Genomic DNA, 26,622 nt, shown 5'->3' on the forward strand with positions numbered 1-26,622 from the left:
TTCCCGGTTCAACCAACGGCGTGGACGGACCGTACGGCTTGCGCACACACCTCCCTGAGGAGGTCTTCATGGCCGGGCCCGCTCTGGCAGCCGACGCTGATCCGGACCGCTCCGTCGAGCAGAATCGTCCACCGCACCTGATGCCCGGCGCGGACCTCTCGATAGGTCACCGCGGGCCGGCCGGCTCTGATATCGGAGGGGTTGAAGTCGACGAATACCCCGGCCGGTGACGCGTCGATCGCCCGCTTCAACCGCTGCGCGGTGCCAGGCAGCGTCTCACCGGGAACCGGTGATTGTGTGACGTGCAACGCCACCTCGGGATCGGCCGGTGAAGTGACCTGTACCCGCGCCGAACCGGGACCGGAGACCACCCGCTGCGTGGACCAGTCCGCCGGAATCGTCAGCGCCACCCGGCCCTCTACCAGAAGCGTCGTCGGTGGTCTTTGCAGGGTTGTCGCACCGTGGCGGACCACGGCAGCCGGCGCCAGTAACGCCAAGGCGACACCGGCGGCCGCAACCCGGGCAAGTGTCGGGACCCGAGAGCGGGTGGCAGGCCGCGCCGCCGGATCGGCGGGCTCGTCGGAAGGCGGCAGGGCGGCCCTGGCCAACCGCGCCAGCCGCACGCCGTCGATCTCGACCACGCTGCTACCGGTACCCCGCACCGCACCGGCGATTGCCGCCGCGAGCGCTGCCGCCCCGGCGACCGTACTGGGCACGTCGATCAGCACCACCACGGTAATACCCCGCGTCATCCGCGCAATGACACTGCCTACCTGGCCGGCAACGGACTCGGCGTCCGTGCGGCGGGCCACCGCGGCGACCTCGGCGCCGGCCACCAACACCAGTCGCTCCGCGATCTCCACCACCACCGTTGCGGCCGAAACCCCCGAGGACGCCTGCCTCAGCAGCCACGACCGCGGGTGCACGACGACATCGCGGGTCAGCGTGCGTGCGGCTGCGGTGACCACCTCGACCCGAGCCGCCGACCACCACGACGGGTGCACGACGACCGGGCCGTCACGGTGGTCGACGGCCACCGATCGCAGGGCGTCGAACCACAGCGAATCCACGGCGACTGGCCGTTCGTCCAGCAGCGCTACCTGGTCGTCGATCGCCGCCAGCGCGGCGGCAGACACTGCGGTGTCCGCGACTACGTCTGCGCCACAACACAATCGGCGGATGGCACCCGGACCCGCCTCGATCACCGCGCGATGTGGGCTCACGGGGGTGGGCTCCAGGCGACTTGAACCAGTTGCTCGTCACCGGCACCGGTGACCAGGATGCCCCGGCCCGGTGGCAGCGGCATCGGGCGGCTCGACCCGAACAGTGCGCCTTCATCCGGACGTCCGCTCATCAGCAGTGCCCGGCAGCCCAGGTCACGCAGGCTGGCAAGCACCGGCTCGAACAGCGCCCGAGCAGCACCCCCGCTGCGCCGCGCCACCACCAGGTGTAAACCGAGATCTCTTGCGTGCGGCAAATATTCGAGCAAGACCATCAGCGGGTTGCCCGATGAGACCGCAACCAGGTCGTAGTCGTCGACCACGACATAGATATCCGGACCCGACCACCAGGACCTGGCTCGCAGCTGCGCCTGGCTCACATCCGGGGCGGGCATCCGCGCCTGGAGCAGGTCGACCAGACTCGACAGCTTGGCACCCAGCGCCGCCGGCGAGCTGACGTAGCCGCCCATATGTTCCGACTCGATGACGTCGAGCAGGGTGTGCCGGAAGTCGACGATGAGAAGTTGGGCTCGCGCGGCGGTATGGGTCCGGACGATCTCGCGGCACAGGGTCCGCAACGCGGCCGTCTTTCCGCACTCGTTGTCGCCCAGCACCAGCAGGTGCGGGTGGCGTCCGAAATCGACGGCCACCGGCTGGCCTCGACGTTCCTCGAGGCCGAGCAAGATGTGCGCACCGAGTTCGTCGCCGGCTCGGGCCACGACGCTGTCGTAGTCCACGCGCGCGGGCAGTAGCGGTATCGGGGGCGCCACCGGATCACCACTTCGGCGTCGTAGCGCAACTCCATCCAGGTCGGGCAGGGCGATCACCATGTGCATCCCGTCGCGGGAGAGGCCACGGCCCGGTCTGTCGACCGGCACCCGTTGCGCCTGCCTACGGTCCAATTCGGAATCCGCGGGATCCGCCAGCCGTAACTCGATTCGACTGCCGATCTGATCCCGCAGCGACGGCCTGATCTCCGCCCACCGTGCTGCCGATAGCGCCACATGTACGCCGAATGAAAGCCCTTGAGCTGCCAGGGCAACGATCGACTCCTCAAGGGCCGCGAACTCCTGGCGTAAGCTTGCCCAGCCGTCGATGACAAGAAATATGTCCGCAAAAGACTCAGCGGCCGACTTTGCTCGCAGCTGGCGGTACCGCGCCACCGAGTCGATGCCGTGGTCGCGGAAGAATGCCTCCCGAAATCGCACGGCCGACTCCAGTTCGGCGAGCATCCGCGATGCCAGCTGCGGCTGCGCCCTGCCGGCCACGGCACCCACATGCGGCAGTTCGTCCACCTGGGCCAGCGCCCCGCCGCCGAAGTCCAAACAATAGAACTGCACCCGGCCCGCATCGTGGGTAGCAGCCAACGCCATGATCAGCGTCCGCAGCGCGGTTGACTTGCCCGTTTGCGGTGCACCTACGACCGCGACATTGCCTGCGGCCCCGGACAAGTCGATCGTCAGCGGCACCCGTGACTGCTCGAACGGCCGATCGACAATGCCGATGGGTACGGCCAGCTCGGCCTGCGCCGGCTCAGCGTCACGCAGTAGGGCGCCCAGCATCGGTGGCTCGTCCAGCGGCGGTAGCCAGACTTGATGCGCAGCCGGTCCATGACCGACCAGCCGGTCGAGCACCGCATGCAAGACGGTAGGCGTGGGCACCTCGGCTGTCCCGCCGACGGGACCGGCTGTGACCGGCGCCGCAGCGTGCGTGGTGAACGGTCGCACCGACGGCGGGGCTACCGGGTGGACCGCTGAGGGACTCGCCCGTCGAAGCGGCCCGGAAACGAACGCGGTCTGAAATCGGATCAGCTCTCCGGTTCCCGTTTGCAGCAAGCCCGCACCGGGGGTGTTGGGCAGTTGATATGCGTCCTGCGTCCCGAGCACGTTGCGTGATTCACTGGCGGACCACGTTTTCAGGCACATTCGATAGGACAGATGGGTTTCCAGTCCACGCAGTCGGCCCTCGTCGAGCCGCTGACTGGCCAGCAGCAAATGCATGCCCAGCGACCGGCCCACCCGACCGATCGCGAGGAACACGTCGACGAATTCGGGATGTTGGCTCAGCAATTCGGAAAACTCGTCGACGACGATGAACAGGATCGGCAGGCAGGGAAGTTGCGCACCCGTTTGGCGTGCCCGCTGATATGCCGTGACACTGACCAAGTGGCCTGCCATCCGCAGCAGCTGTTGCCGGCGGCTCATCTCGCCGGCCAATGCGTCTTGCATCCGTGCGACCAGCGGTGCTTCCTCGGCAAGGTTGGTGATGACCGCGGCTACATGTGGGGCTCCCGCGAGGTCGAGAAATGTTGCACCACCCTTGAAGTCGACCAGAAGGAGGTTGAGGACTTCGGGCGAATTGCGTGCCATCATCCCCAGCGCGATGGTACGCAGCAGCTCCGATTTGCCTGATCCGGTGGCGCCGACGCACAGCCCGTGTGGACCCATGCCCTGTTCCGCGGCTTCCTTGATGTCTAGCTGCACGGCGGTACCGTCGGGCGTGACTCCGATCGGGACACGGAGCCGATCATGTTGGTTTACGTTGCGCCACAACGTGCTCGGATCGAAAGCGGCCACATCGCCGATGCCGACCAGTTCCGCCCAACCCGAGCCACGGATGAACGTGCGACCCGAGTGCCCGACCCGGTGAGCGGCCAGCCGACGGGCGCATACCAGCGCGTCTTGAGGCTCCAGCTGGTCCGGGCACGCTAGCGCTGTCACTTCGCCGGCACATCTGACCACCGGCGGTGCACCGTCTCGTCTGGCGCCCACCTCGATCGTGATCACGCCGGTGATCGCGCCGTTGCCACGTTCGGCCGTGTCGACGATCGCAACAACGTGGGCCAATACCGTTGCGGCTAGCGCATTTTGCATCTCTGCCAGGGTCGAGTACACCATCGGGGCTGGCCCCAAGGCATCACAGGCATTCGGATGTTGGTTGTGCGGCAGCCATTTCAGCCAATCCCAGTGCGCGCGGTTGCGGTCACTGACCACGCCGGCGATCAGCAACTCCTCCGGTGAGTGCCATACGGCCAGCTGGCAGATCATCGCCCGCAGCAGCCCGCGGACCTTGGTCGGGTCACCGTCGATGGCGATCGGACCGCCGACCCGCAAGGGGATCGCGATGGGCGCATCCGCAATGGTCGCGTGTGCGGCAAGGAAACAGCGCAGCGCGGCGCGGGTGACCGGATCCGCACGCTGCGCCGGCGGAAGCTGCCCGACCACCAAGCGGGTGGCCAGCGGTGCAGATCCAACTCCGACACGGATGCGACAGAAGTCGGCAGCACCCGGTCGACGCTCCCACATTCGCGGACCACCGATCAATGTCCACAAGGTGGCAGGATCGGGATGCGTCCAGTTCAGTGATACGTGTTGTGCTGCAGCCGTTTGGGTGACAGATGTGCGCAAGACACTCAGGTACCCGAGGTAGTCGACACGGTCGTTGTGGATACCGGAGACATGCCGCCGGCCGCGTCCGGTTACCGCAGTCACCACCAACGAGACCAGCATCATCATTGGGAAGGCCAGAAACGTGGGGTGGCGCGTGGCCGGCGAGCCCGGCAAGAACACCGTCACCATGACACCCACGGTCGCCACCGACATGACGACCGGGAGCAGGCGAATCAGCAGGCTGGACGGTTCCGACCGCCGCAACTCGGGCGGCGGGGCAACCAGGATGTCCGCAGTCGCGCACGCCGGCCCTGAATTCATGCTGGGCGACGGTATGCAGCGCGAGAATCCGCCGCAAGTCGCTTGTGGACAACCGAATACCGGGCGATCGAGAACCGGCTACCGTTCCGGTGATCCGAGAATAAAGGGGGAGAATGCCTACGTCTGATCCGGGACTGCGCCGGGTCACCGTACATGCCGGCGCCCAGGCCGTCGACCTGACCTTGCCCGCCGCGGTGCCCGTCGCGACTCTGATCCCGTCGATCGTCGACATCCTGGGTGACCGTGGCGCCAGCCCGGCGACGGCGGCGCGCTACCAGCTGTCTGCCCTGGGGGCGCCAGCTCTGCCAAACGCAACGACATTGGCGCAATGCGGTATCCGCGACGGCGCCGTCCTGGTCTTGCATAAGTCCAGCGCCCAGCCGCCCACCCCCCGCTGTGACGATGTGGCCGAAGCGGTGGCGGCGGCGCTTGACACCACAGCCCGGCCCCAATGCCAGCGCACGACCCGGCTCAGCGGTGCGCTGGCGGCAAGCTGCATAACCGCCGGCGGCGGCCTGATGCTGGTTCGAAACGCCCTCGGCACCAACGTAACCCGCTACTCCGACGCCACGGCCGGAGTTGTAGCGGCGGCCGGCTTGGCTGCCTTGCTGTTTGCGGTGATTGCATGCCGGACATATCGGGACCCGATCGCCGGCCTCACGTTGAGCGTTATCGCCACCATATTCGGTGCTGTTGCCGGCCTACTGGCGGTGCCCGGGGTCCCCGGTGTCCATAGCGTGCTAGTTGCCGCGATGGCGGCGGCCGCCACGTCGGTGCTGGCAATGCGCATAACGGGTTGTGGGGGTATCACGTTGACCGCGGTGGCGTGCTGCGCGGTAGTCGTCGCGGCCGCTACGCTGGTCGGCGCGATCACTGCGGCCCCGGTGCCTGCCATCGGTTCGCTGGCCACGCTGGCATCCTTTGGTCTGTTAGAGGTATCCGCGCGGATGGCAGTCCTGTTGGCGGGGTTGTCGCCACGATTGCCGCCCGCGCTGAACCCCGACGACGCCGATGCCCTGCCCACCACGGATCGGCTGACCACCCGAGCGAACCGTGCAGATGCTTGGTTGACGAGCCTGCTGGCGGCCTTCGCGGCCTCGGCGACCATCGGTGCCATCGGAACCGCCGTCGCAACCCACGGCATCCACAGGTCCAGCATGGGCGGTATCGCGTTGGCCGCCGTCACCGGTGCGCTGCTGCTGCTACGAGCACGTTCAGCAGACACCAGAAGGTCACTGGTGTTTGCCATCTGTGGAATCACCACCGTTGCAACGGCATTTACCGTCGCCGCGGATCGGGCTCTGGAACACGGGCCGTGGATTGCCGCGCTGACCGCCATGCTGGCCGCCGTGGCAATGTTTTTGGGCTTCGTCGCTCCCGCGTTGTCGCTCTCGCCCGTCACGTACCGCACCATCGAATTGCTGGAGTGTCTGGCGCTGATCGCAATGGTTCCATTGACCGCTTGGCTATGCGGCGCCTACAGCGCCGTTCGCCACCTCGACCTGACATGGACATGACCACGTCCCGTACCCTGCGCCTGCTGGTGGTATCAGCGCTCGCGACGCTGTCTGGGTTGGGAACGCCGGTTGCCCACGCGGTTTCGCCGCCGCCGATCGACGAAAGATGGCTACCCGAATCTGCGCTGCCGGCGCCGCCGCGGCCGACCGTACAACGTGAGGTATGCACCGAGGTCACCGCCGAATCGGGACGGGCTTTCGGCCGGGCTGAGCGGTCCGCTCAACTCGCCGACCTCGACCAGGTCTGGCGACTCACCCGCGGCGCCGGCCAACGGGTCGCGGTCATCGACACCGGCGTTGCGCGCCATCGACGGTTGCCCAAGGTGGTTGCCGGCGGTGACTATGTCTTCACCGGGGACGGCACCGCGGATTGCGATGCACACGGCACGCTGGTGGCCGGAATTATCGCGGCCGCACCGGATGCGCAAAGCGACAATTTCAGCGGGGTGGCACCCGATGTCACCTTGATCAGCATTCGCCAGTCCAGCAGCAAGTTCGCACCGGTCGGCGACCCGTCCAGCACAGGTGTTGGTGACGTCGACACCATGGCGAAGGCCGTGCGGACGGCCGCCGACCTCGGCGCGTCGGTGATCAACATCTCGTCGATTGCCTGCGTTCCGGCCGCGGCTGCGCCGGACGACCGCGCGCTAGGTGCCGCTTTGGCCTATGCGGTCGATGTCAAGAACGCCGTCATCGTGGCCGCGGCCGGCAATACCGGCGGCGCCGCGCAGTGTCCGCCGCAGGCCCCCGGGGTAACCCGGGACAGCGTCACGGTTGCGGTGAGTCCGGCCTGGTACGACGACTACGTGCTGACCGTAGGTTCGGTGAACGCCCAAGGCGAACCCTCGGCATTCACTCTCGCCGGCCCCTGGGTGGATGTCGCCGCCACCGGCGAGGCGGTGACCTCGCTCAGCCCGTTCGGTGACGGGACCGTGAACAGGCTTGGCGGACAGCATGGTTCGATTCCGATATCCGGAACCAGTTATGCGGCGCCGGTCGTCAGCGGCCTGGCCGCCCTGATCCGGGCCCGCTTTCCGACGTTGACCGCACGGCAGGTGATGCAGCGCATCGAATCTACCGCGCATCACCCACCCGCCGGATGGGATCCGCTCGTCGGCAACGGCACGGTCGATGCCCTGGCTGCGGTCAGCAGCGACTCGATTCCGCAGGCCGGCACCGCAACGAGCGACCCCGCTCCGGTGGCGGTGCCGGTCCCTAGGCGGTCAACGCCCGGCCCATCGGATCGCCGCGCCCTACACACCGCCTTTGCTGGTGCCGCGATCTGCCTGCTCGCGCTGATGGCAACCCTGGCCACCGCCAGCCGCCGGCTACGGCCCGGGCGCAACGGTATCGCGGGCGACTGACGCGTTGGCTCTACTCAGCTCCGGTCCGGACGGCAGTGTCGCCAACACCGGCCACGGCGCCGGGATGGCAGCCGTCGGCAGACCGAGGTCGTGTGCCACGTCGTCGTCGTGGATCGCGAACCGCACCCCGGTGTCGGTGACCAGGTAGCGCGTGCCGGTGCCGCCGCCGGACAGGCTGCGCGCGGCTACGTAGGCGCTGCGTCCCGGCGGCAGGTACACCGCGTCCAGTGCGGGGCCGCGACCGTCGGCTTGTGCCAGTGTCACCGGAACCCCTCCGAGGGGCACCGGCGGGCCGCTGCCCGCCAAGAACGCGACGCGAGCAGCACCCGGCTGCGCGGGCGTCCAGGTCACGCACAACGTGGTGACCGCCCTTCCCGGCGAGCCGTCCACCGGTGTTGGCGGCCGGTCGGGAAAGGCCGACACCGGCAAGGTGTTCACGATCGGAGCGACGCGAATCACATCGGGGGCCACCGTCGGGACGTTGACGCTGCCCTGCGAATCGCCGAACCGCAACAAATCCGCGGCGACCTGGCCGATGCGCTGCACGCCGTCCTCCAGCACCACGTAATACTCATCACCGCTCGCGCGAGTGATGCGCACCACACCGCCGACCAGAAACCCGGGCAGCCCGACCGAGGCCCGCCCGCCGCCACGAATCCGGGGAGCCGTGATGCGCGGTGCCTCCGGGACGGCGTTGAGCAACGATTGCGCGACCACGTGCGGGACCCGGCCCTGCAGCCGCAGCGCCCACACCACCGCCGGGTCGGCCAGATCCACCACGGCCCGCCGACCGCCGTAGAGCAGGTAGGTGGGCGAACCTGATTCGGTCGCCACCAGGATCATCTGTTCGGCGGTCAGCACCTGCGCCGACGAGTCTTCGGCGGGCCCGACGACGACAGTCGTTGATCCGCCATTGTCGCTATCGCAGATCGCCCACGCCGATTCGGCGCCGGCTAGCGGCTGGTCAAGCAGCTGCGGCGCACCTGGAATACCGAGCAGTGGACCGCGTTTGGTGTGGCCCAATTCGGACTCGGACACCGGTTGCGGGTTGGCGTTCGTCGCCGCGATCAACCGCGCCGAAGCCAGGTTCAACACCGGATGCCAGACATCGTCCACTCGCACGTAGAGTGCCCCGGATTCCCGACCCATCACGATCGGCGCCTGACCGAGCGCCGACTGTGGCCGCAGCAGCGCAACGAATGCGCATCCCATCGCGGCGACGATCGCCAGCACGCACCCGAGGGCCAGCGATGTTGTGCGCGCGCGCAGTGCTCCGGTCGCTGCGCAGACATCCCCGAACAGCAACGCGCACTCGATGCGCCGCAGCAGAAATCGGTACCCGCTGACGTGCAGCCAGGTCGTCGCTGGGCTCGGCACTGGCTCTCCCACGGTGGCGCGCTGATTTCTCCCCACGGTAGGCGTTGCGACGCATGTTCTTCACCGTCTATCCACAGCTACCGACATTTGCTCCGGCTGGATCGCGGGTAAAATTCCGTCGTGAACAATCGACCCATCCGCCTGCTGACATCCGGCAGGGCTGGTTTGGGTGCGGGCGCATTGATCACCGCCGTCGTCCTGCTCATCGCCTTGGGCGCTGTTTGGACCCCGGTTGCCTTCGCCGATGGATGCCCGGACGCCGAAGTCACGTTCGCCCGCGGCACCGGCGAGCCGCCCGGAATCGGGCGCGTTGGCCAGGCGTTCGTCGACTCGCTGCGCCAGCAGACTGGCATGGAGATCGGAGTATACCCGGTGAATTACGCCGCCAGCCGCCTACAGCTGCACGGGGGAGACGGCGCCAACGACGCCATATCGCACATTAAGTCCATGGCCTCGTCATGCCCGAACACCAAGCTGGTCTTGGGCGGCTATTCGCAGGGCGCAACCGTGATCGATATCGTGGCCGGGGTTCCGTTGGGCAGCATCAGCTTTGGCAGTCCGCTACCTGCGGCATACGCAGACAACGTCGCAGCGGTCGCGGTCTTCGGCAATCCGTCCAACCGCGCCGGCGGATCGCTGTCGAGCCTGAGCCCGCTATTCGGTTCCAAGGCGATTGACCTGTGCAATCCCACCGATCCGATCTGCCATGTGGGCCCCGGCAACGAATTCAGCGGACACATCGACGGCTACATACCCACCTACACCACCCAGGCGGCTAGTTTCGTCGTGCAGAGGCTCCGCGCCGGGTCGGTGCCACATCTGCCTGGATCCGTCCCGCAGCTGCCCGGGTCTGTCCTTCAGATGCCCGGCACTGCCGCACCGGCTCCCGAATCGCTGCACGGTCGCTGACGCTTTGTCAGTAAGCCCATAAAATCGCGTCATGAGGTTCATCGGGGTGATCCCACGCCCGCAGCCGCATTCGGGCCGCTGGCGAGCCGGTGCCGCACGCCGCCTCACCAGCCTGGTGGCCGCCGCCTTTGCGGCGGCCACACTGTTGCTTACCCCCGCGCTGGCACCACCGGCATCGGCGGGCTGCCCGGATGCCGAGGTGGTGTTCGCCCGCGGAACCGGCGAACCACCTGGCCTCGGTCGGGTAGGCCAAGCTTTCGTCAGTTCATTGCGCCAGCAGACCAACAAGAGCATCGGGACATACGGAGTCAACTACCCGGCCAACGGTGATTTCTTGGCCGCCGCTGACGGCGCGAACGACGCCAGCGACCACATTCAGCAGATGGCCAGCGCGTGCCGGGCCACGAGGTTGGTGCTCGGCGGCTACTCCCAGGGTGCGGCCGTGATCGACATCGTCACCGCCGCACCACTGCCCGGCCTCGGGTTCACGCAGCCGTTGCCGCCCGCAGCGGACGATCACATCGCCGCGATCGCCCTGTTCGGGAATCCCTCGGGCCGCGCTGGCGGGCTGATGAGCGCCCTGACCCCTCAATTCGGGTCCAAGACCATCAACCTCTGCAACAACGGCGACCCGATTTGTTCGGACGGCAACCGGTGGCGAGCGCACCTAGGCTACGTGCCCGGGATGACCAACCAGGCGGCGCGTTTCGTCGCGAGCAGGATCTAACGCGAGCCGCCCCATAGATTCCGGCTAAGCAACGGCTGCGCCGCCGCCCGGCCACGAGTGACCGCCGCCGACTGGCACACCGCTTACCACGGCCTTATGCTGGCGCCGGACCCCGCCCGCCAGGCGCGCCGCCCGTCAACGCAGCCGAATGCGCATTTGTCCGCCGAATGCGCCGCGATGAACCGCAATCATTTCACCGGAAGGGAAGTGTGCGGACACGCTAACCGGACGCTCGGGCTAACTTCGACCGCTATTGCGCTGAGGAGGGTTGATGCCGGGCGTCATAACAAACAGTGAAAGCCCAACCGCAGCCGACCACGACAGAATTACGGCCACCAGAGAGACGCTGGAGGATTACACACTGCGGTTGGCGCCGCGCAGCTATCGCAGGTGGCCCCCGGCGGTGGTGGGCATCTCCGCTCTCGGCGGCATCGCCTACCTGGCGGACTTCGCGATCGGCGCCAATGTCGGTATCACGTGGGGTACCGCGAACGCGCTGTGCGGAATCGCAATCTTCGCACTGGTGGTCTTCGTCACCGGCTTGCCGCTGGCCTACTACGCGGCGCGGTACAACATCGACCTGGATCTGATTACCCGCGGTAGCGGTTTCGGCTACTACGGCTCGGTGGTCACCAACGTCATCTTTGCCACGTTCACGTTCATCTTCTTTGCCCTGGAGGGCTCGATCATGGCTCAGGGCCTTAAGCTAGGCCTGCACATTCCGCTGTGGGCGGGTTACGCGTGCTCGACCCTGATCATCTTCCCGCTGGTGGTCTACGGGATGAAAGTTTTGTCACAGCTGCAACTTTGGACCACCCCGCTCTGGCTGATCCTGATGGCGGCCCCATTTGGCTACCTGGTAGTCAGCCATCCCGATTCGATTGGACAGTTTTTCTCCTACGCCGGCAAGGATGGTCATGGCGGCCTTAGCTTCGGTTCTGTCCTGTTGGCAGCGGGAGTGTGCCTGTCACTCATCGCTCAGATCGCCGAGCAGATCGACTACCTGCGCTTCATGCCGCCACGGACGCCGGAGAACGCGAACAGGTGGTGGACGTGGACGCTGCTGGCCGGTCCCGGCTGGGTTGCATTTGGGGCGACCAAACAGATCATCGGCCTGTTCCTGGCGGTCTATCTGATGGCCAACATCCCCGGCTCGTCGACAATCGCCAACCAGCCGGTGCACCAATTCATGCAGATATACCGCACCTTCGTACCGGGCTGGCTGGCGTTGACACTCGCCGTCATCCTGGTGGTCTTGAGCCAGATCAAGATCAACGTCACGAACGCGTATTCGGGCTCGCTGGCGTGGACCAATTCATTCACACGGCTCACCAAGCACTATCCCGGGCGGGTCGTGTTTCTTGGGGTTAACCTCGCGATTGCGTTGATTCTCATGGAAGCCAACATGTTTGACTTCCTGAACACAATCCTGGGTTGCTACGCCAATTGCGGTATGGCCTGGGTGGTGGCGGTGGCGTCGGACATCGGCTTCAACAAGTATCTGCTCGGCCTGTCGCCGAAGACTCCCGAATTCCGCCGCGGCATGCTATACGCCATCAACCCGGTCGGCTTCGGGTCGTTGCTGCTGGCCGCGGGGCTGTCGATCGTCACCTTCTTCGGCGGTCTGGGTGCGGCACTGCAGCCTTATTCACCATTGGTGGCAATCGTCACCGCGTTGGTAATGCCGCCCATTCTGGCAGCCGCGACCAAAGGCAAGTACTACCTTCGCCGCACGCACGACGGTATCGATCTGCCCATGTACGACGAGCACGGCAATCCCTCGGCCGCGGTGTTGACTTGCCATGTCTGCCACCAGGATTTCGAGCGGCCCGACATGCTGGCCTGCCAGACCCATGGTGCGCATGTCTGTTCGCTGTGCTTGTCCACGGACAAGCAGGCCGAGCATGTGCTTCCTGGGTTAGCCCGAGCGCACATCCCGGGTGACCAAGTTCCGTGACGCGAGCTGGTCATCGGGCGGATAGTCCACCTGGATCAACGTCAACCCGTGCGCCGGCGCGACCGCGAAGTCGCTGGATCGTCCTGTCGCGGTGAGCAGCTCACGACACCAAGTTGTCGCGCGACGGTGCTCGCCGACCGCCAGTAGCGCCCCCACCAACGACCGCACCATCGACCAACAGAACGCGTCGGCGGTGACGTGCGCGGTGACCAGGGTGCCGGCACGCGACCAGTCCAGCCGCTGCAGATCACGAATCGTGGTGGCGCCCTCGCGATGACGGCAGAACGCCGCGAAGTCGTGCAGCCCCATCAAATCTCGCGACGCGGCCGTCATCGCATCCAGATCAAGCTCGCGTGGCCAAGCGGTGATGTAGCGCGCCTGCTGCGGCTCGACACCGTAGGGTGCTGTCGACAGCCGGTACACGTAATGCCGCCGCAGCGCCGAGAATCTGGCGTCGAAACCCGCTGGTGCGCGCGTGATATCGAGGATTCGAACGTCGGCGGGCAGAAATCGACCCAGCCTCCGCAACAGCGGCAGGAATTCCGGATCACCGACGTGGCCGGCGCGCGGGTAAGCGTTCGGCAAGGCATCGGCGGGCACGTCAACGTGGGCGACCTGGCCGCTGGCGTGCACGCCCGCATCAGTGCGTCCGGCCGCCCGCAGCCGCACCGGGGTGCGGAAGATGGTAGTCAGCGCCGCATCGAGATCGCCCGCGACCGTGCGCTGCCCCACTTGTGCAGCCCAGCCCGCGAAATCGGTTCCGTCGTAGGCGATATCGAGCCGAAGACGGACAACGCCGCTAATTCTCGGGGGCCTCTGCGGGGGGCTCTTCGGGGGCCTTCGCGTCAGGCTCACTGGCGCCAACCACGTCACCCTCCTCAGCAGGCTTGGCCTCGGACTCCTCGGTCGGCATGGCCGCCGCCTTCTTGGCCTTCGCCTGCGCGGCAGCTACCCGGCGTGCTCGATTGGCCTCCGAGGTCACCGTCTTCTCCCGGACCAGTTCGATCACGGCCATCGGAGCGTTGTCGCCCTTACGTGCCTCGATTTTGATGATACGGGTGTAGCCACCATCGCGGTCGGCGAAGAACGGTCCGATCTCGGCGAACAAGGTATGCACCACATCCTTGTCACGGAGCTTCTTGAGCACCTCGCGCCGGTTGTGCAACGCGCCTTTTTTGGCATGCGTGATCAGCTTCTCCGCGTACGGACGCAGCGCCCGGGCCTTCGGCTCGGTCGTCGTGATCCGCCCATGCTCGAACAGGGACGTGGCGAGGTTGGCCAAGATCGCCTTCTGATGTGAAGACGACCCGCCGAGGCGAGGGCCCTTGGTGGGCTTGGGCATAGCTGACGCTCCTGTCTGGATTAGAGGCAGTCTAAAGCTGTTCGGTTTCGGCGTAGTCCTGCTCGTCGTACGCGCCCTCGGTCGACCAGGTGCCGGTGGCGACGTCGTAGCCCGCGACCTCCGAGGGGTCGAAGCTCGGCGGGCTGTCCTTGAGTGACAGGCCCAGCTGGTGCAGCTTGATCTTCACCTCGTCGATGGACTTCTGACCGAAGTTGCGGATGTCAAGCAGGTCGGATTCGGTGCGCGCCACCAGTTCGCCCACGGTGTGCACCCCCTCGCGCTTGAGGCAGTTGTAGGACCGCACCGTCAGATCCAGGTCGTCGATCGGCAGGGCGAATGACGCAATGTGATCGGCCTCGGCCGGCGACGGCCCGATCTCGATGCCTTCGGCCTCGACGTTGAGTTCCCGTGCCAGGCCGAACAACTCGACCAGCGTCTTGCCAGCCGACGCCAGCGCGTCGCGCGGGCTGATTGAATTCTTGGTCTCCACGTCCAGGATCAGCTTGTCGAAGTCGGTGCGCTGCTCGACCCGGGTGGCGTCCACCTTGTAGGTCACTTTGAGCACCGGTGAGTAGATGGAATCGACTGGAATGCGCCCAATTTCGGCACCCGAAGCCCGGTTTTGCACCGCCGGGACATAGCCGCGGCCACGCTCGACGACGAGCTCGACTTCCAGCTTGCCCTTATCGTTCAGCGTGGCGATGTGCATGCCGGGGTTGTGCACGGTGACGCCGGCCGGCGGCACGATGTCGCCGGCGGTAACCTCACCCGGACCCTGCTTGCGTAGGTACATGGTGACCGGCTCGTCCTCCTCCGAGGACACCACCAGGCTCTTGAGATTCAGGATGATCTCGGTGACATCTTCTTTGACCCCGGGCACCGTGGTGAATTCGTGCAGTACACCATCGATGCGAATGCTGGTGACGGCCGCTCCGGGAATCGACGACAGCAGGGTGCGACGCAGCGAATTGCCCAGGGTGTAGCCGAATCCCGGCTCCAGCGGTTCGATCACGAACTGGGATCGGTTGTCGGTGAGGACGTCCTCGGACAGGGTGGGGCGCTGTGAGATCAGCATGGTGTTTCTTCTTCCTTTCGACGTCCGCCATATGACGTCTGTGGGGGCACTCGGGGGCGGCGCCCCCGAGGGTGGGGGTACTCGGGGGGCGGCGCCCCCCGAGGGTTGGGTTGGGGGGTACTCGGGGGGCGGCCCCCCCCGAGGGTTGGGTTTACTTTGAGTAGTACTCGACGATCAGCTGCTCGGTGAGTGGGACGTCGATCTGCGCGCGCTCGGGTAGCTGGTGGATCAGGACGCGTTGCCGCTCCCCCACCACTTGCAGCCAGCTCGGGATCGGACGCTCGCCCGCCGTCTCCCGGGCAATCTGGAACGGCACCGTGTTCAGGGACTTGTCCCGCACGTCGACGATGTCGTACTGCGACACCCGGTAACTGGGGACGTTGACGTGCACGCCGTTGACGTTGAAATGCCCGTGGCTGACCAGCTGGCGAGCCATCCGCCGGGTGCGCGCCAGCCCGGCACGGTAGATGACGTTGTCCAGCCGGCTTTCGAGGATCTTCAGCAGTTCTTCACCCGTCTTGCCGGGCTGCCGCACGGCCTCTTCGTAGTAGCGGCGGAACTGCTTTTCCATTACGCCGTATGTGAAACGGGCCTTCTGCTTCTCCTGCAGCTGAAGCAGATATTCGCTTTCCTTGATCCGCGCGCGACCGTGTTGGCCGGGCGGGTAGGGACGCTTCTCGAAGGCCTGGTCGCCACCGACGAGGTCGGTGCGCAACCGCCGTGATTTGCGGGTGACGGGTCCGGTGTAACGAGCCATCTTCTCTCCTAGACGCGCCGGCGCTTGGGGGGCCGGACACCGTTATGCGGCTGGGGGGTGACATCCGAGATCGCGCCCACCTCCAGGCCGGCGGCCTGCAGCGACCGGATCGCGGTCTCGCGGCCCGAGCCCGGGCCCTTGACGAACACGTCGACCTTGCGCACCCCGTGGTCTTGGGCCTTGCGAGCGGCGTTCTCCGCGGCCAGCTGGGCCGCAAACGGGGTCGATTTCCGGGAACCCTTGAAGCCGACGTGCCCCGACGATGCCCAGGCAATGACGTTGCCTTGCGGGTCGGTGATGGTCACGATCGTGTTGTTGAACGTGCTCTTGATGTGGGCGGCGCCGTGCGGGACGTTCTTCTTCTCCCGCCGGCGGGTCTTCTGGCCCTTCCTAGCCGACGTTGCCGGCCCTTTTTTTGCTGGTGGCATCGGTTACCTAGCCTTCTTCTTGCCTGCGATGGTGCGCTTGGGGCCTTTGCGGGTCCGCGCGTTGGTTTTTGTCCGCTGGCCGCGTACCGGCATACCGCGGCGGTGCCGCAACCCCTGATAGCAGCCAATCTCGATCTTGCGACGGATGTCGGCCTGTACCTCGCGGCGCAGGTCACCCTCCACCTTCAGATTCGCTTCGATGTAGTCGCGCAGGTGGATCAGCTGTTCTTCGGTGAGATCTCTGGTGCGCAGATCCCGGTCAATGCCGGTGGCCGCCAGGATTTCGTTCGAGCGGGTACGGCCGATGCCAAAGATGTAGGTCAGGGCGACCTCCATCCGCTTATCGCGCGGCAGGTCGACGCCGACGAGTCGAGCCATAGGTGGCGTTTCCTCTTCCTCTGCGGAGGTATGGTCCCAGTCCGTTCCCTGCCCAAAAAAGATCTTTGGGTGTGGGGCCCGGCCTCCGTCCGGGCGTGAATGAGCTGGCCCATCTCCATCGATGCCAGCCGCTCATTGGTGCTGGGGGTCTGCATTTAGTTGTCGGGCCGTCCGGCTCCTCCTCGGACCACTACGCGGCCCGCATCGTCGCCGACCAAGTCCAACTGTCCGGCTCCTCCTCGGACCACTACGCGGCCCGCATCGTCGCCGAACTAGCCCTGCCTTTGTTTGTGACGCGGATCGGAACAGATCACCATAACCCGCCCGTGCCGACGGATCAGCCTGCACTTGTCACAGATCGGCTTGACGCTCGGGTTTACCTTCACGACTGTCTCGGTCCTGTTCTATGGGTATGTCGCTACTTGTACCGGTACACGATGCGGCCCCGGGACAGGTCGTAGGGCGACAATTCCACCACCACCCGGTCCTCGGGCAGGATGCGAATGTAGTGCTGACGCATCTTGCCGCTGATGTGGGCGAGCACCTTGTGGCCGTTCTCCAACTCAATGCGGAACATGGCATTGGGCAGGGGCTCGACCACGCGACCCTCGACCTCTATGGCACCGTCCTTCTTGGCCATTACTTTCTGGCGATCCTTCTCTTCCTTGTCGGTGCACCCGATTCCGGCGCAGCACGTGCTCGGACTACAAACGTGAGCCGGTGGTGGAAATTCCGCGAAGGGCTCCGAGAAATTTTCAAAACTGGGCACGCCAAACCGGCACGGGACACCGCACCGCCAACCCACATTACCCGCATCGCCGTGCTCTGCGCAAAACGCCGTAGGCCACGCGCTCACCGGAATAGCACCGGTGAGCCGAGCGGTTAGAGCAACCATGACCAATTGTGCCGCCGGCAAACCCAGCTCAGGCCCTAACCTCGGCCGATTCGGATCGTTCGGACGCGGCGTCACCCCCCAGCAGGCCACAGAAATCGAGGCGCTGGGCTACGGGGCGGTCTGGGTGGGAGGCTCACCACCCGCCGCACTGTCCTGGGTGGAACCGATTCTGCAAGCGACCACCACATTGTGTGTGGCCACCGGCATTGTCAATATCTGGTCGGCACCGGCCCAGCGAGTCGCCGAATCGTTCCACCGCATCGAGGCGGCCTACCCGGGCCGCTTTCTGCTGGGTATCGGAGTCGGGCATGCCGAGATGATCAGTGAGTACCGCAAGCCCTACAACGCGCTGGTGGAATACCTAGACCGGCTCGACGACTATGGGGTGCCCGCCAACCGCCGGGTGGTGGCCGCACTGGGCCCCCGGGTCCTGGGCCTGTCCGCACGCCGCAGCGCCGGGGCGCACCCGTACCTGACCACACCCGAACACACGGCACGGGCCCGTGAGCTGATTGGTCCGTCGGCGTTCCTGGCGCCCGAACACAAGGTGGTGCTGACCACCGACTCGGCAAGGGCCCGTACGGTGGGACGCCAGGCGCTCGATATGTACTTCAACCTGGCTAACTACCGCAACAACTGGAAACGGCTGGGCTTCACCGACGACGAAGTCTCCCGGCCGGGCAGCGACCGCCTGGTTGACGCCGTGGTCGCCTACGGCACTCCAGACGCGATCGCGGCACGGCTGAACGAACACCTGCTTGCAGGCGCCGACCATGTCCCTATTCAGGTCCTCACCGAAGATGACAACCTGGTGTCGGCGCTGACCGAACTCGCGAAGCCGCTCCGACTGACTTGATCCCGAAACGGAGGGTTGCGAACCCAACTGGTCGCGGCTCCACTCGGTTAAGGCTCGGTTAGGGTTTGATCCATGCGGTTGCTAGTCACCGGTGGCGCGGGATTCATCGGCACGAATTTCGTGCACAGCGCCGTACGTGAGCATCCAGACGATGCGGTTACCGTACTCGACGCCCTGACCTACGCCGGCCGGCGCGAGTCGCTGGCCGACGTGGAGGATGCCATCCGGCTGGTTCAGGGCGATATCACCGACGCCGAGCTGGTTTCGCAGCTGGTGGCCGAGTCCGACGCGGTGGTGCATTTTGCCGCCGAATCCCATGTCGACAATGCACTGGACAATCCGGAGCCGTTTCTGCACACCAACGTCATCGGGACCTTCACCATCCTGGAAGCGGTGCGACGCCACGGTGTGCGCCTGCACCACATCTCCACCGACGAGGTCTACGGCGACTTGGAGCTCGACGACCGGGCGCGGTTCACCGAATCGACGCCCTATAACCCGTCCAGCCCTTACTCGGCGACCAAGGCGGGCGCAGACATGTTGGTCCGGGCCTGGGTTCGGTCCTATGGCGTACGCGCGACGATCTCCAACTGCTCCAACAACTACGGGCCGTATCAGCACGTCGAGAAGTTCATTCCGCGTCAGATCACCAATGTGCTCACCGGGCGGCGGCCCAAGCTCTACGGCGCGGGCGCCAATGTCCGTGACTGGATCCACGTCGACGACCACAACAGCGCGGTGCGGCGAATCCTGGACAGAGGCCGCATCGGCCGAACCTACCTGATCAGCTCCGAGGGCGAGCGTGACAACCTGACCGTGCTGCGCACGCTGCTGCGACTGATGGACCGCGATCCGGACGACTTCGACCACGTCACCGACCGCGTCGGCCACGACCTGCGCTATGCCATCGACCCGTCCACGCTCTACGACGAATTATGCTGGGCGCCAAAGCATACCGATTTCGAGGAGGGCCTGCGGACCACGATCGACTGGTACCGCGACAACGAATCGTGGTGGCGTCCACTAAAAGACGCCACGGAGGCCCGCTATCAAGAACGCGGTCAATGAGATGAAAGCACGCGAACTCGACGTCCCCGGCGCCTGGGAGATTACCCCGACCATCCATGTCGATTCCCGCGGACTGTTCTTCGAATGGCTTACCGATCATGGGTTCCGCGCATTCGCAGGTCACAGTTTGGACGTCCGGCAAGTGAACTGCTCGGTGTCATCGGCCGGTGTGCTGCGCGGCCTGCACTTTGCCCAGTTGCCGCCGAGCCAGGCCAAGTATGTGACCTGCGTTTCCGGCTCGGTGTTCGATGTCGTCGTCGACATCCGAGAGGGCTCACCGACATTCGGCCGATGGGACTCGGTGCTGCTCGACGACCAAGACCGTAGGACGATCTACGTCTCCGAAGGCCTAGCGCACGGCTTCCTTGCACTGCAAGACAATTCGACGGTGATGTACTTGTGCTCGGCGGAATACAATCCGCAGCGCGAGCACACCATCTGCGCCACAGATCCGACGTTGGCGGTCGATTGGCCGCTGGTCGATGGCGCTGCCCCCAGCCTGTCCGACCGTGATGCCGCTGCGCCCAGCTTCGAGGATGTGCGCGCGTCTGGCCTGCTGCCCAGGTGGGAACAGACGCAGCGGTTCATTGGGGAGATGCGCGGCACCTAGCTCGGTAATCCCTTGTGTTGCTTTGGCTTCAGCGGTCACAGCGCGGCGATTGTTGTCGGTGGCCCCTCGTAGAATTTGGGGTATGGGTTCGGGTAGCCGCGAACGGATTGTCGAGGTCTTTGATGCGCTGGATGCCGAGCTGGACCGCTTGGACGAGGTGTCTTTTGAGGTGTTGACCACCCCGGAACGGCTGCGGTCTCTGGAACGTCTGGAATGCTTGGTGCGCCGGCTACCGGCGGTGGGTCACGCGTTGATCAACCAACTTGACGCCCAAGCCAGCGAGGAAGAACTGGGCGGCACGCTGTGCTGCGCGCTGGCCAACCGGTTACGCATCACCAAGCCCGACGCCGCCCGGCGCATCGCCGACGCCGCCGATCTCGGACCTCGTCGAGCACTCACCGGCGAACCGCTAGCCCCACAGTTGACCGCCACCGCCACCGCCCAACGCCAGGGCCTGATCGGCGAGGCGCACATCAAAGTGATTCGCGCCCTTTTTCGCCCACCTGCCCGCCGCGGTGGATGTGTCCACCCGCCAGGCCGCCGAAGCCGACCTGGCCGGCAAAGCCGCTCAATATCGTCCCGACGAGCTGGCCCGCTACGCCCAGCGGGTCATGGACTGGCTACACCCCGACGGCGACCTCACCGACACCGAACGCGCCCGCAAACGCGGCATCACCCTGAGCAACCAGCAATACGACGGCATGTCACGGCTAAGTGGCTACCTGACCCCCCAAGCGCGGGCCACCTTTGAAGCCGTGCTAGCCAAACTGGCCGCCCCCGGCGCGACCAACCCCGACGACCACACCCCGGTCATCGACACCACCCCCGATGCGGCCGCCATCGACCGCGACACCCGCAGCCAAGCCCAACGCAACCACGACGGGCTGCTGGCCGGGCTGCGCGCGCTGATCGCCTCCGGGAAACTGGGCCAACACAACGGTCTTCCCGTCTCGATCGTGGTCACCACCACCCTGACCGACCTGCAAACCGGCGCCGGCAAGGGCTTCACCGGCGGCGGCACCCTGCTACCCATGGCCGATGTGATCCGCATGACCAGCCACGCCCACCACTACTCCCCCGCAAGCGGGAGGTACCCCCAGGCGATCTTCGACCACGGCACACCCCTGGCGCTGTATCACACCAAACGCCTAGCCTCCCCGGCCCAGCGGATCATGCTGTTCGCCAACGACCGCGGCTGCACCAAACCCGGCTGTGACGCACCGGCCTACCACAGCCAAGCCCACCACGTCACCGCCTGGACCAGCACCGGACGCACCGACATCACCGAGCTGACCCTGGCCTGCGGCCCCGACAACCGACTCGCCGAAAAAGGCTGGACCACCCGCAAAAACACCCACGGCCACACCGAATGGCTACCACCACCCCACCTCGACCACGGCCAACCCCGCACCAACACCTTCCACCACCCCGAACGATTCCTCCACAACCAAGACGACGACGACGAACCCGATTGACCCCCAGCAGTCAAAGCCACACGCCACAACGCCGCACAACCATAAACACCGAGTCCGTCAGGGCCTGGCCGGAGCAAACACGCCACGGTGGTAGGAGCTGTGGGCATATGCCTTGGAGCCCACCAGTTGTGACAACGGCGTGTGCACCGACTGCCCGCGTGCGAGTCTGGCGGCGACCGCGTTTAGGTCGAACCGCGGACGCCAGTTCAAGTCACGGCGAGCGCGGGAGTTAACGTACACGCGGTCGAGGCGGTCGGGGAAGCGCCAACCACGCTGGGTCCACACAGCCGCGGCCAGCGGTACCCGCCGGGCGAACACCGATGCCGCGTCGGTGCGCAGCTGCGTCAGGTCATCACGGGTAAACGGTGTGGTCGCCGACACCAGATAGCGCCCGAACCCCAGCTGGGGAGCTCGCTGCGCGGCGTTGAGGTGCGCATCTACCGCGTCTTCGAGCGCGACCCGCCGGCAGGCATATTCGTTGGCTTTGATGTTGTCCTGGCTGCGCCCGTCATACAGGTCAGGCATGTCATCGCCCTCGACGAAGAATCGGGCAACACGCAGCACGACGCAGGCCAAACCGTCGTTGCGATGTGCCAACTGGCAGAGGTCCTCGGAGCTAGCTTTGGTCACGCCGTAGATGTTCTTGGGAATGGGCGTGACGGATTCGTCGATCCACGCCGCGGGCTGGTCTGCCGGCGGTGTCAGGGCGTCGCCGAAAACGGTCGTCGATGATGTCATGACGAAGGCGCGGACGTTGGCGGCGACCGCAGCATCCAGCACGGTCTGGGTACCGATGATGTTCGTGTCCAGAAACGCCTGACGCGGCAGGAAGGCCAGTTGCGGCTTGTGATGGGCGGCCGCGTGGAACACCACCTCAACGCCGGCCATCACGTCTCGCAGCAGTGCTCGATCACTCACGCAGCCAACGATATTCGTGTACCGCGACGGTCTGCTGTCGAGGCTGACGACGTCGGCGCCCCGTGCACGCAGAGTGCGCACCAGCGCCTCGCCCAGGTGACCGGAGCTGCCGGTAACCAGGGTACGCATCCCGCTCTCGGCGGCGGCAGCCGTCGGAGGCGTGCCCGCGTGCAACAACAGCGGACTGGACCGCACGCCGGCGCGGACTCTCATGGTGGCTGCATGTGTTCCCACGACTCACGCCCTCATTCCCACGACCACTCGATCGATGTCTTGCGGGGACAACCACTGCCCCGCATGACTTTTCGCGGTCTGCCGAATAACGTGGGACACGGAAAGCCCCGCCTGTTGGGCCGCTGCGCGGAGGTGCTCGACCTGCAGCGAATCGAGTCCGTGGAATCCGAACGAGATCTCCCACGGATCGATGCCGTAACTCTGCGGGCTCCGGCCCAACATATCCGATCGCGCTGCGTCGAAAATCCGATCCAGGTCGACTGCCGCCAGGTGCCCGCGCCGCTGCAACGCGGCGACGAGGCACTCGATCTGGCAATTCCCGGCCCCGCGACCGAAACCCATCAGCGTTCCATCCAGGAAATCGGCCCCGGCGTCGAATGCCTCCAAGGTGTTGGCGACGGCCATGGCGAGGTTGTTGTGCCCGTGGAAGCCGACGGAGACATCGCTGGCACCGCGGAGAGCCTCGACGTAGCGGCGCGCGTCCTCGGGCAGGAAGGTTCCCGTCGTATCCACCACGTAAACGATCCGGACGCCCACATCGCGGGCCCGCTTCCCGGCAGCAGCAAGCACATCGGGCTCGAAGAGATGCGACTTCACCAGCTGGATCGAAACCTCCAGACCTTTTGACTGCGCACGCTCGACGAACGGCATCACCAACTCAAATTCGGTGGCGATGACACATATGCGCAGAAAGTCCAGATAGTCTCCGGCCAAATCGACCGTCTCGATGCGGGCCAGGGCCGGCACGATCACGGCACCAAGTCTCGCGTTTCGAACCACCGATCGGGCGGCGCGGAAATATTCTTCGTCGGTGTGAGCCGCCGGGCCCTGCGCCGCGGCGGCTCCGATGGTGACGCCGTGACCGATTTCAATGTAGGGAATTCCCGCTGCGTCGAGATCCCCGACAATCCTGCGGACATCGTCGTCGGTGTACTGGAAGTTCACCGCATAGCTGCCGTCACGGACGGTCGTGTCCAGGACAATCGGCTCTCTGTGGGTCGCAGTCATGAGCATCAGTGTCAGCCCGCACCCTTGCCGGATCCTTGATGAATTCTTGGACGCGCGGCTGGTGTCCTATCGACCCAGTCCAATGTCGGGTTTGTTGATCTCTGGATCGATCGCGATATCGAGGACGCAGGGACCGGTGGCGGCCAACGCTTTTTGCACACCGGCGCGCAGCTCGCAGCGCGTATCGACCCGAATCCCTTCCGCTCCAAGGGCGCGGGCCATCGCCGCCAGATCGTTCGCGCCGATGCGAGCGACCGGCGACGGATCCATCCGCCCGCTGACCGGGCCGGCGCTGGCACTCATTTGTCCGTCGTTGAGGACAGCCCAGGTCACCCTGATCCCGTGCGCAACCGCAGTGGAAATCTCCGTGCCATGCATCAAGAAAGCCCCGTCCCCGGCGATGCATATGACGTGTTCTTCCGGTCGAGCCAGGGCCACGCCAATGGCTCCGGCGATGCCGCATCCCATGGGCGAAAAGTCAACGGTGGCAAAGAATCTGCCGGGCCGCCGCACCGGTATCCCACGAAACGTCCAAGAAATGCAGGTACCCACGTCGGCGCATATCGTGGCGTTGGGTGCAAGCTCGCGGTCCAGTTCGTGCATCAGCTCAAGCGGGTGAATCGATTCCCCCCGCGCTTGCGGGGTCCCCGGCAACGCCGCTGGCGCCGGCGGCCGCACGCCCACCCTCCGACAAAAGCGTGGCGGCCGCCCGCAGTTCAGGGCATTGACGAACGCGCGCCCGGACGTGGTGATCCCGAGCGACGTAGCGACGAATCGGCCAACTGCCGATGGATCGGGATCGACATGGACGACGTCGGCTTTCAGCCCGCGCCAGCGGGGCGAAAAGGAGCGGGTAACCAACCCGCCGAAGGAAACACCGACCGCGATCAACAGGTCGCACGGTGTGTCGAAGAGGTACTCGTCGGCCCTGCCGTCACCAAATATGCCGAGCACACCCAGAGACAGCGGATGGGTTTCCGCGACGATCCCCCGCCCGTTCGGTGTGGTCGCAAAAGGAAGTCCCGCCTTCTCGCAAAACGCGACGATCTGCTCGCCGATGCCGTCCAGCCGGCAGCCATTCCCCAGCACGAGCATGGGGGCACGCGACCGATCCAGCCTACCGATCACCTCGTCAGCGACATCAGGACCGCACGGCGCCAGGGTTCTTAGGCCCCCAAGACCGGCCGCGGCAGTTCCAAGTTGGTGAGCCGGCAGCCGCTCGTCCACTAGATCGCGCGGCAGAGCAATGTGCACCGGTCCGCGAGGGATGCTCGCCAAGGCCCGGAACGCCGAATCGATCTTGCTGCGCGCATTGGCGATCGATTCGATGGACACCGAACAGCGGCAGAACCGGCGGAAGGTTGCGCCCAGGCCCAGTCCGTCGTCGCTCGTATCCTGCTGCGAGTGCAGGCCGAATTCTCCGACCGCCACCTCCCCGGTCAGGATAAGCATCGGAACCTGATTCACCGACGCATTGGCCACGGCGCTAATGACGTTGGTCGCCCCAGGTCCCGCCACAAACACCGCAGCGGACTTGCCGGACGCGCGGGCGAACCCGTCGGCCAGGTAGCCGGCGCCGCCCTCGTGCCGGGCCAACACGATCTGAAAGCCGGCATCGCGGGACAGACGCACCAGCAACGAATCGAGCCGGGAAGTCGGTAGCCCGCATACGACCGAAATGCCGGCTGCGCGCATCCTGGCGACGAGATGATCCCCGACGGTCACGGGAGTCACGGCCATGCCCCGATCACGGCGGCCTCGCCCATGCGCTGATCGCGTTCCGGTAGGTAGGCCGGGCCGCAGGCGCACAAGAATGTCAACGGAACTGAACCTAGGGCCCGGATTTTCTGCGGGACACCAGCCGGTATCCAGACCGCATCGCCGGGCCCGACCTCGCCAGATTCGTCTCCGACCGAAACCAGCCCGCGCCCCGAGAGAACAAAATAGATCTCATCGGTGGCTTGCAATCGGTGCCATACGGTCTCGGCTCCCGCCGCCACGGTCGCATGGGCCAGACTGACCGAGGCGACGCCCACAGTGGCCCGATCCACCAGGACCCGAATCTCGGACAAGTCCGGCGCCACGAACGGCTCTGCCTCCCTGGCGTTGCTGACGAACATGGCAGCAGCGTGTGCCCGCGCTCTTGGCGGATCCTTGACGAATCCTCGGAACGCGGGTTTGTGACCGGCGGAGAGCGCGACGGTTGCCTGCAGCACAGCGTCTGTCGACGTTGACGCTCGCTCCCGTTCGGGCCGGGTTGACATCCCCCACCACCGGCCACACAATGCGCCCGGTGGATGAGCAGTGGATCGAGATACTCAGGATCCAGGCACTGTGTGCTCGGTACTGTTTGACGATCGACACCCAGGATGGCGAAGGCTGGGCGGGATGCTTTACCGAGGACGGTGCCTTCGAGTTCGACGGCTGGGTGATCCGGGGGCGGCCCGCATTACGCGAATACGCAGATGCGCATGCCCGCGTCGTGCGGGGCCGCCACTTGACCACGGATCTTCTCTACGAGGTCGACGGGGACGTCGCCACCGGGCGCAGCGCCAGCGTGGTCACTCTGGCCACTGCCGCCGGCTACAAGATCCTCGGCTCGGGCGAGTACCAGGATCGCCTCATCAAGCAGGACGGCCAGTGGCGTATCGCGTACCGGCGATTGCGCAACGATCGGCTGGTGTCGGATCCCAGCGTGGCGGTAAACGTCGCCGATGCCGACGTCGCCGCGGTCGTCGGTCACCTTCTCGCGGCCGCGCGCCGGCTCGGAACCCAGATGAGCGACACGTAGGGGCGA

24 protein-coding genes and 1 pseudogene are annotated in these 26,622 nt (G+C 65.8%); 10 read left to right on the plus strand and 15 right to left on the minus strand.

What is annotated here, in order from left to right:
* Positions 1 to 8 precede the first annotated feature (8 nt).
* Together FF952_RS18200 and eccC4 are read right to left on the minus strand one after the other, a co-directional pair.
* Positions 9 to 1,223, minus strand: coding sequence for a type VII secretion-associated protein (locus tag FF952_RS18200; protein ID WP_003904325.1), 1,215 nt, complete (start codon positions 1,221 to 1,223; stop codon positions 9 to 11).
* Positions 1,220 to 4,930 carry a type VII secretion system ESX-4 FtsK/SpoIIIE family ATPase EccC4 gene (gene eccC4 / locus FF952_RS18205; protein ID WP_003418326.1) on the minus strand — a complete coding sequence of 1,237 codons (3,711 nt, stop codon included), beginning with the start codon at positions 4,928 to 4,930 and terminating at the stop codon, positions 1,220 to 1,222. Before eccC4 ends, FF952_RS18200 begins: the two co-directional genes overlap by 4 nt.
* Positions 4,931 to 5,043: 113 nt before the next feature.
* On the opposite strand from eccC4, the gene eccD4 reads away from it, so the two are divergent.
* Together eccD4 and mycP4 are read left to right on the plus strand one after the other, a co-directional pair.
* Positions 5,044 to 6,447: a type VII secretion system ESX-4 subunit EccD4 gene (gene eccD4 / locus FF952_RS18210; protein ID WP_003900062.1), complete on the plus strand. Its 1,404-nt coding sequence runs from the start codon at positions 5,044 to 5,046 to the stop codon at positions 6,445 to 6,447.
* A complete protein-coding gene (gene mycP4, locus FF952_RS18215) occupies positions 6,444 to 7,811 on the plus strand; it encodes a type VII secretion system ESX-4 serine protease mycosin MycP4 (protein WP_003418331.1) in 1,368 nt (455 codons plus the stop codon). Before eccD4 ends, mycP4 begins: the two co-directional genes overlap by 4 nt.
* Here mycP4 and eccB4 read toward each other — a convergent pair.
* The gene (eccB4, locus tag FF952_RS18220) at positions 7,776 to 9,188 is read right to left on the minus strand and encodes a type VII secretion system ESX-4 subunit EccB4 (RefSeq protein ID WP_003418333.1); all 1,413 of its coding nucleotides are present in this window, start codon (positions 9,186 to 9,188) and stop codon (positions 7,776 to 7,778) included. The two genes, mycP4 and eccB4, sit on opposite strands and share 36 nt — an antisense overlap.
* A gap of 120 nt (positions 9,189 to 9,308) precedes the next feature.
* Here eccB4 and FF952_RS18225 point away from each other — a divergent pair, with 120 nt between their 5' ends.
* The 3 genes from FF952_RS18225 (at position 9,309) to FF952_RS18235 (ending at position 12,781) form a co-directional block, all read left to right on the plus strand.
* Positions 9,309 to 10,097, plus strand: a complete 789-nt coding sequence (locus FF952_RS18225) for a cutinase family protein (RefSeq protein WP_003418336.1) — start codon at positions 9,309 to 9,311, stop codon at positions 10,095 to 10,097.
* A 46-nt stretch (positions 10,098 to 10,143) separates the two neighbouring features.
* A complete protein-coding gene (cut4, locus tag FF952_RS18230) occupies positions 10,144 to 10,824 on the plus strand; it encodes a cutinase Cut4 (RefSeq protein WP_003418339.1) in 681 nt (226 codons plus the stop codon).
* Between the two features lie 271 nt (positions 10,825 to 11,095).
* Positions 11,096 to 12,781: a purine-cytosine permease family protein gene (locus tag FF952_RS18235; protein ID WP_003418342.1), complete on the plus strand. Its 1,686-nt coding sequence runs from the start codon at positions 11,096 to 11,098 to the stop codon at positions 12,779 to 12,781.
* On the opposite strand, the gene truA is transcribed toward FF952_RS18235, so the two are convergent.
* The 8 genes from truA to infA form a co-directional block, all read right to left on the minus strand.
* Positions 12,743 to 13,636, minus strand: coding sequence for a tRNA pseudouridine(38-40) synthase TruA (gene truA, locus FF952_RS18240; protein ID WP_003418344.1), 894 nt, complete (start codon positions 13,634 to 13,636; stop codon positions 12,743 to 12,745). The two genes, FF952_RS18235 and truA, sit on opposite strands and share 39 nt — an antisense overlap.
* Positions 13,581 to 14,123, minus strand: coding sequence for a 50S ribosomal protein L17 (gene rplQ / locus FF952_RS18245; protein WP_003418346.1), 543 nt, complete (start codon positions 14,121 to 14,123; stop codon positions 13,581 to 13,583). The genes truA and rplQ overlap by 56 nt, the downstream gene beginning before the upstream one ends.
* 31 nt (positions 14,124 to 14,154) lie before the next feature.
* Positions 14,155 to 15,198, minus strand: a complete 1,044-nt coding sequence (locus tag FF952_RS18250) for a DNA-directed RNA polymerase subunit alpha (protein ID WP_003418351.1) — start codon at positions 15,196 to 15,198, stop codon at positions 14,155 to 14,157.
* Positions 15,199 to 15,349: 151 nt separating this feature from the next.
* Positions 15,350 to 15,955, minus strand: coding sequence for a 30S ribosomal protein S4 (gene rpsD, locus FF952_RS18255; RefSeq protein ID WP_003418354.1), 606 nt, complete (start codon positions 15,953 to 15,955; stop codon positions 15,350 to 15,352).
* Between the two features lie 8 nt (positions 15,956 to 15,963).
* A complete protein-coding gene (gene rpsK / locus FF952_RS18260) occupies positions 15,964 to 16,383 on the minus strand; it encodes a 30S ribosomal protein S11 (RefSeq protein WP_003900064.1) in 420 nt (139 codons plus the stop codon).
* A gap of 3 nt (positions 16,384 to 16,386) precedes the next feature.
* On the minus strand, positions 16,387 to 16,761 hold the full coding sequence (rpsM, locus tag FF952_RS18265) for a 30S ribosomal protein S13 (protein WP_003418360.1): 375 nt from the start codon (positions 16,759 to 16,761) through the stop codon (positions 16,387 to 16,389).
* A gap of 272 nt (positions 16,762 to 17,033) precedes the next feature.
* Positions 17,034 to 17,147, minus strand: coding sequence for a 50S ribosomal protein L36 (gene rpmJ, locus FF952_RS18270; RefSeq protein ID WP_003418367.1), 114 nt, complete (start codon positions 17,145 to 17,147; stop codon positions 17,034 to 17,036).
* A gap of 32 nt (positions 17,148 to 17,179) precedes the next feature.
* Positions 17,180 to 17,401 carry a translation initiation factor IF-1 gene (infA, locus tag FF952_RS18275; RefSeq protein WP_003418601.1) on the minus strand — a complete coding sequence of 74 codons (222 nt, stop codon included), beginning with the start codon at positions 17,399 to 17,401 and terminating at the stop codon, positions 17,180 to 17,182.
* Positions 17,402 to 17,654: 253 nt separating this feature from the next.
* Here infA and FF952_RS18280 point away from each other — a divergent pair, with 253 nt between their 5' ends.
* From FF952_RS18280 to FF952_RS18295, 4 genes and pseudogenes are all read left to right on the plus strand, one after another.
* Entirely contained in the window at positions 17,655 to 18,512 is an 858-nt protein-coding gene (locus FF952_RS18280; RefSeq protein WP_003418604.1) for an LLM class F420-dependent oxidoreductase, read from the plus strand.
* Between the two features lie 72 nt (positions 18,513 to 18,584).
* On the plus strand, positions 18,585 to 19,580 hold the full coding sequence (gene rfbB, locus FF952_RS18285; RefSeq protein ID WP_003418607.1) for a dTDP-glucose 4,6-dehydratase: 996 nt from the start codon (positions 18,585 to 18,587) through the stop codon (positions 19,578 to 19,580).
* Between the two features lies 1 nt (position 19,581).
* A complete protein-coding gene (gene rfbC / locus FF952_RS18290) occupies positions 19,582 to 20,190 on the plus strand; it encodes a dTDP-4-dehydrorhamnose 3,5-epimerase (protein ID WP_003418610.1) in 609 nt (202 codons plus the stop codon).
* Positions 20,191 to 20,272: 82 nt separating this feature from the next.
* Positions 20,273 to 21,665, plus strand: a pseudogene (locus FF952_RS18295) (HNH endonuclease signature motif containing protein).
* A 57-nt stretch (positions 21,666 to 21,722) separates the two neighbouring features.
* Here the strand turns inward: FF952_RS18295 and FF952_RS18300 are convergent.
* Genes FF952_RS18300 through FF952_RS18315 form a run of 4 tightly spaced genes read right to left on the minus strand, consistent with a single transcriptional unit; the run spans position 21,723 to position 25,945 of the window.
* Positions 21,723 to 22,796 carry an NAD-dependent epimerase/dehydratase family protein gene (locus FF952_RS18300; protein ID WP_003913065.1) on the minus strand — a complete coding sequence of 358 codons (1,074 nt, stop codon included), beginning with the start codon at positions 22,794 to 22,796 and terminating at the stop codon, positions 21,723 to 21,725.
* Between the two features lie 24 nt (positions 22,797 to 22,820).
* Positions 22,821 to 23,831, minus strand: a complete 1,011-nt coding sequence (locus tag FF952_RS18305) for a 4-hydroxy-2-oxovalerate aldolase (RefSeq protein ID WP_003900067.1) — start codon at positions 23,829 to 23,831, stop codon at positions 22,821 to 22,823.
* A gap of 60 nt (positions 23,832 to 23,891) precedes the next feature.
* Positions 23,892 to 25,550 (minus strand): thiamine pyrophosphate-binding protein, encoded by a 1,659-nt coding sequence (locus tag FF952_RS18310; RefSeq protein WP_003900704.1) that lies wholly within the window; start codon positions 25,548 to 25,550, stop codon positions 23,892 to 23,894.
* Between the two features lie 5 nt (positions 25,551 to 25,555).
* Positions 25,556 to 25,945 (minus strand): cupin domain-containing protein, encoded by a 390-nt coding sequence (locus FF952_RS18315; RefSeq protein ID WP_003900069.1) that lies wholly within the window; start codon positions 25,943 to 25,945, stop codon positions 25,556 to 25,558.
* 164 nt (positions 25,946 to 26,109) lie between these two features.
* Here FF952_RS18315 and FF952_RS18320 point away from each other — a divergent pair, with 164 nt between their 5' ends.
* Positions 26,110 to 26,616, plus strand: coding sequence for a nuclear transport factor 2 family protein (locus FF952_RS18320; RefSeq protein ID WP_003418774.1), 507 nt, complete (start codon positions 26,110 to 26,112; stop codon positions 26,614 to 26,616).
* Positions 26,617 to 26,622: the final 6 nt, after the last annotated feature.

It is taken from the genome of Mycobacterium tuberculosis complex sp. N0072, assembly GCF_030323725.1.
Lineage (GTDB): Bacteria > Actinomycetota > Actinomycetes > Mycobacteriales > Mycobacteriaceae > Mycobacterium > Mycobacterium tuberculosis.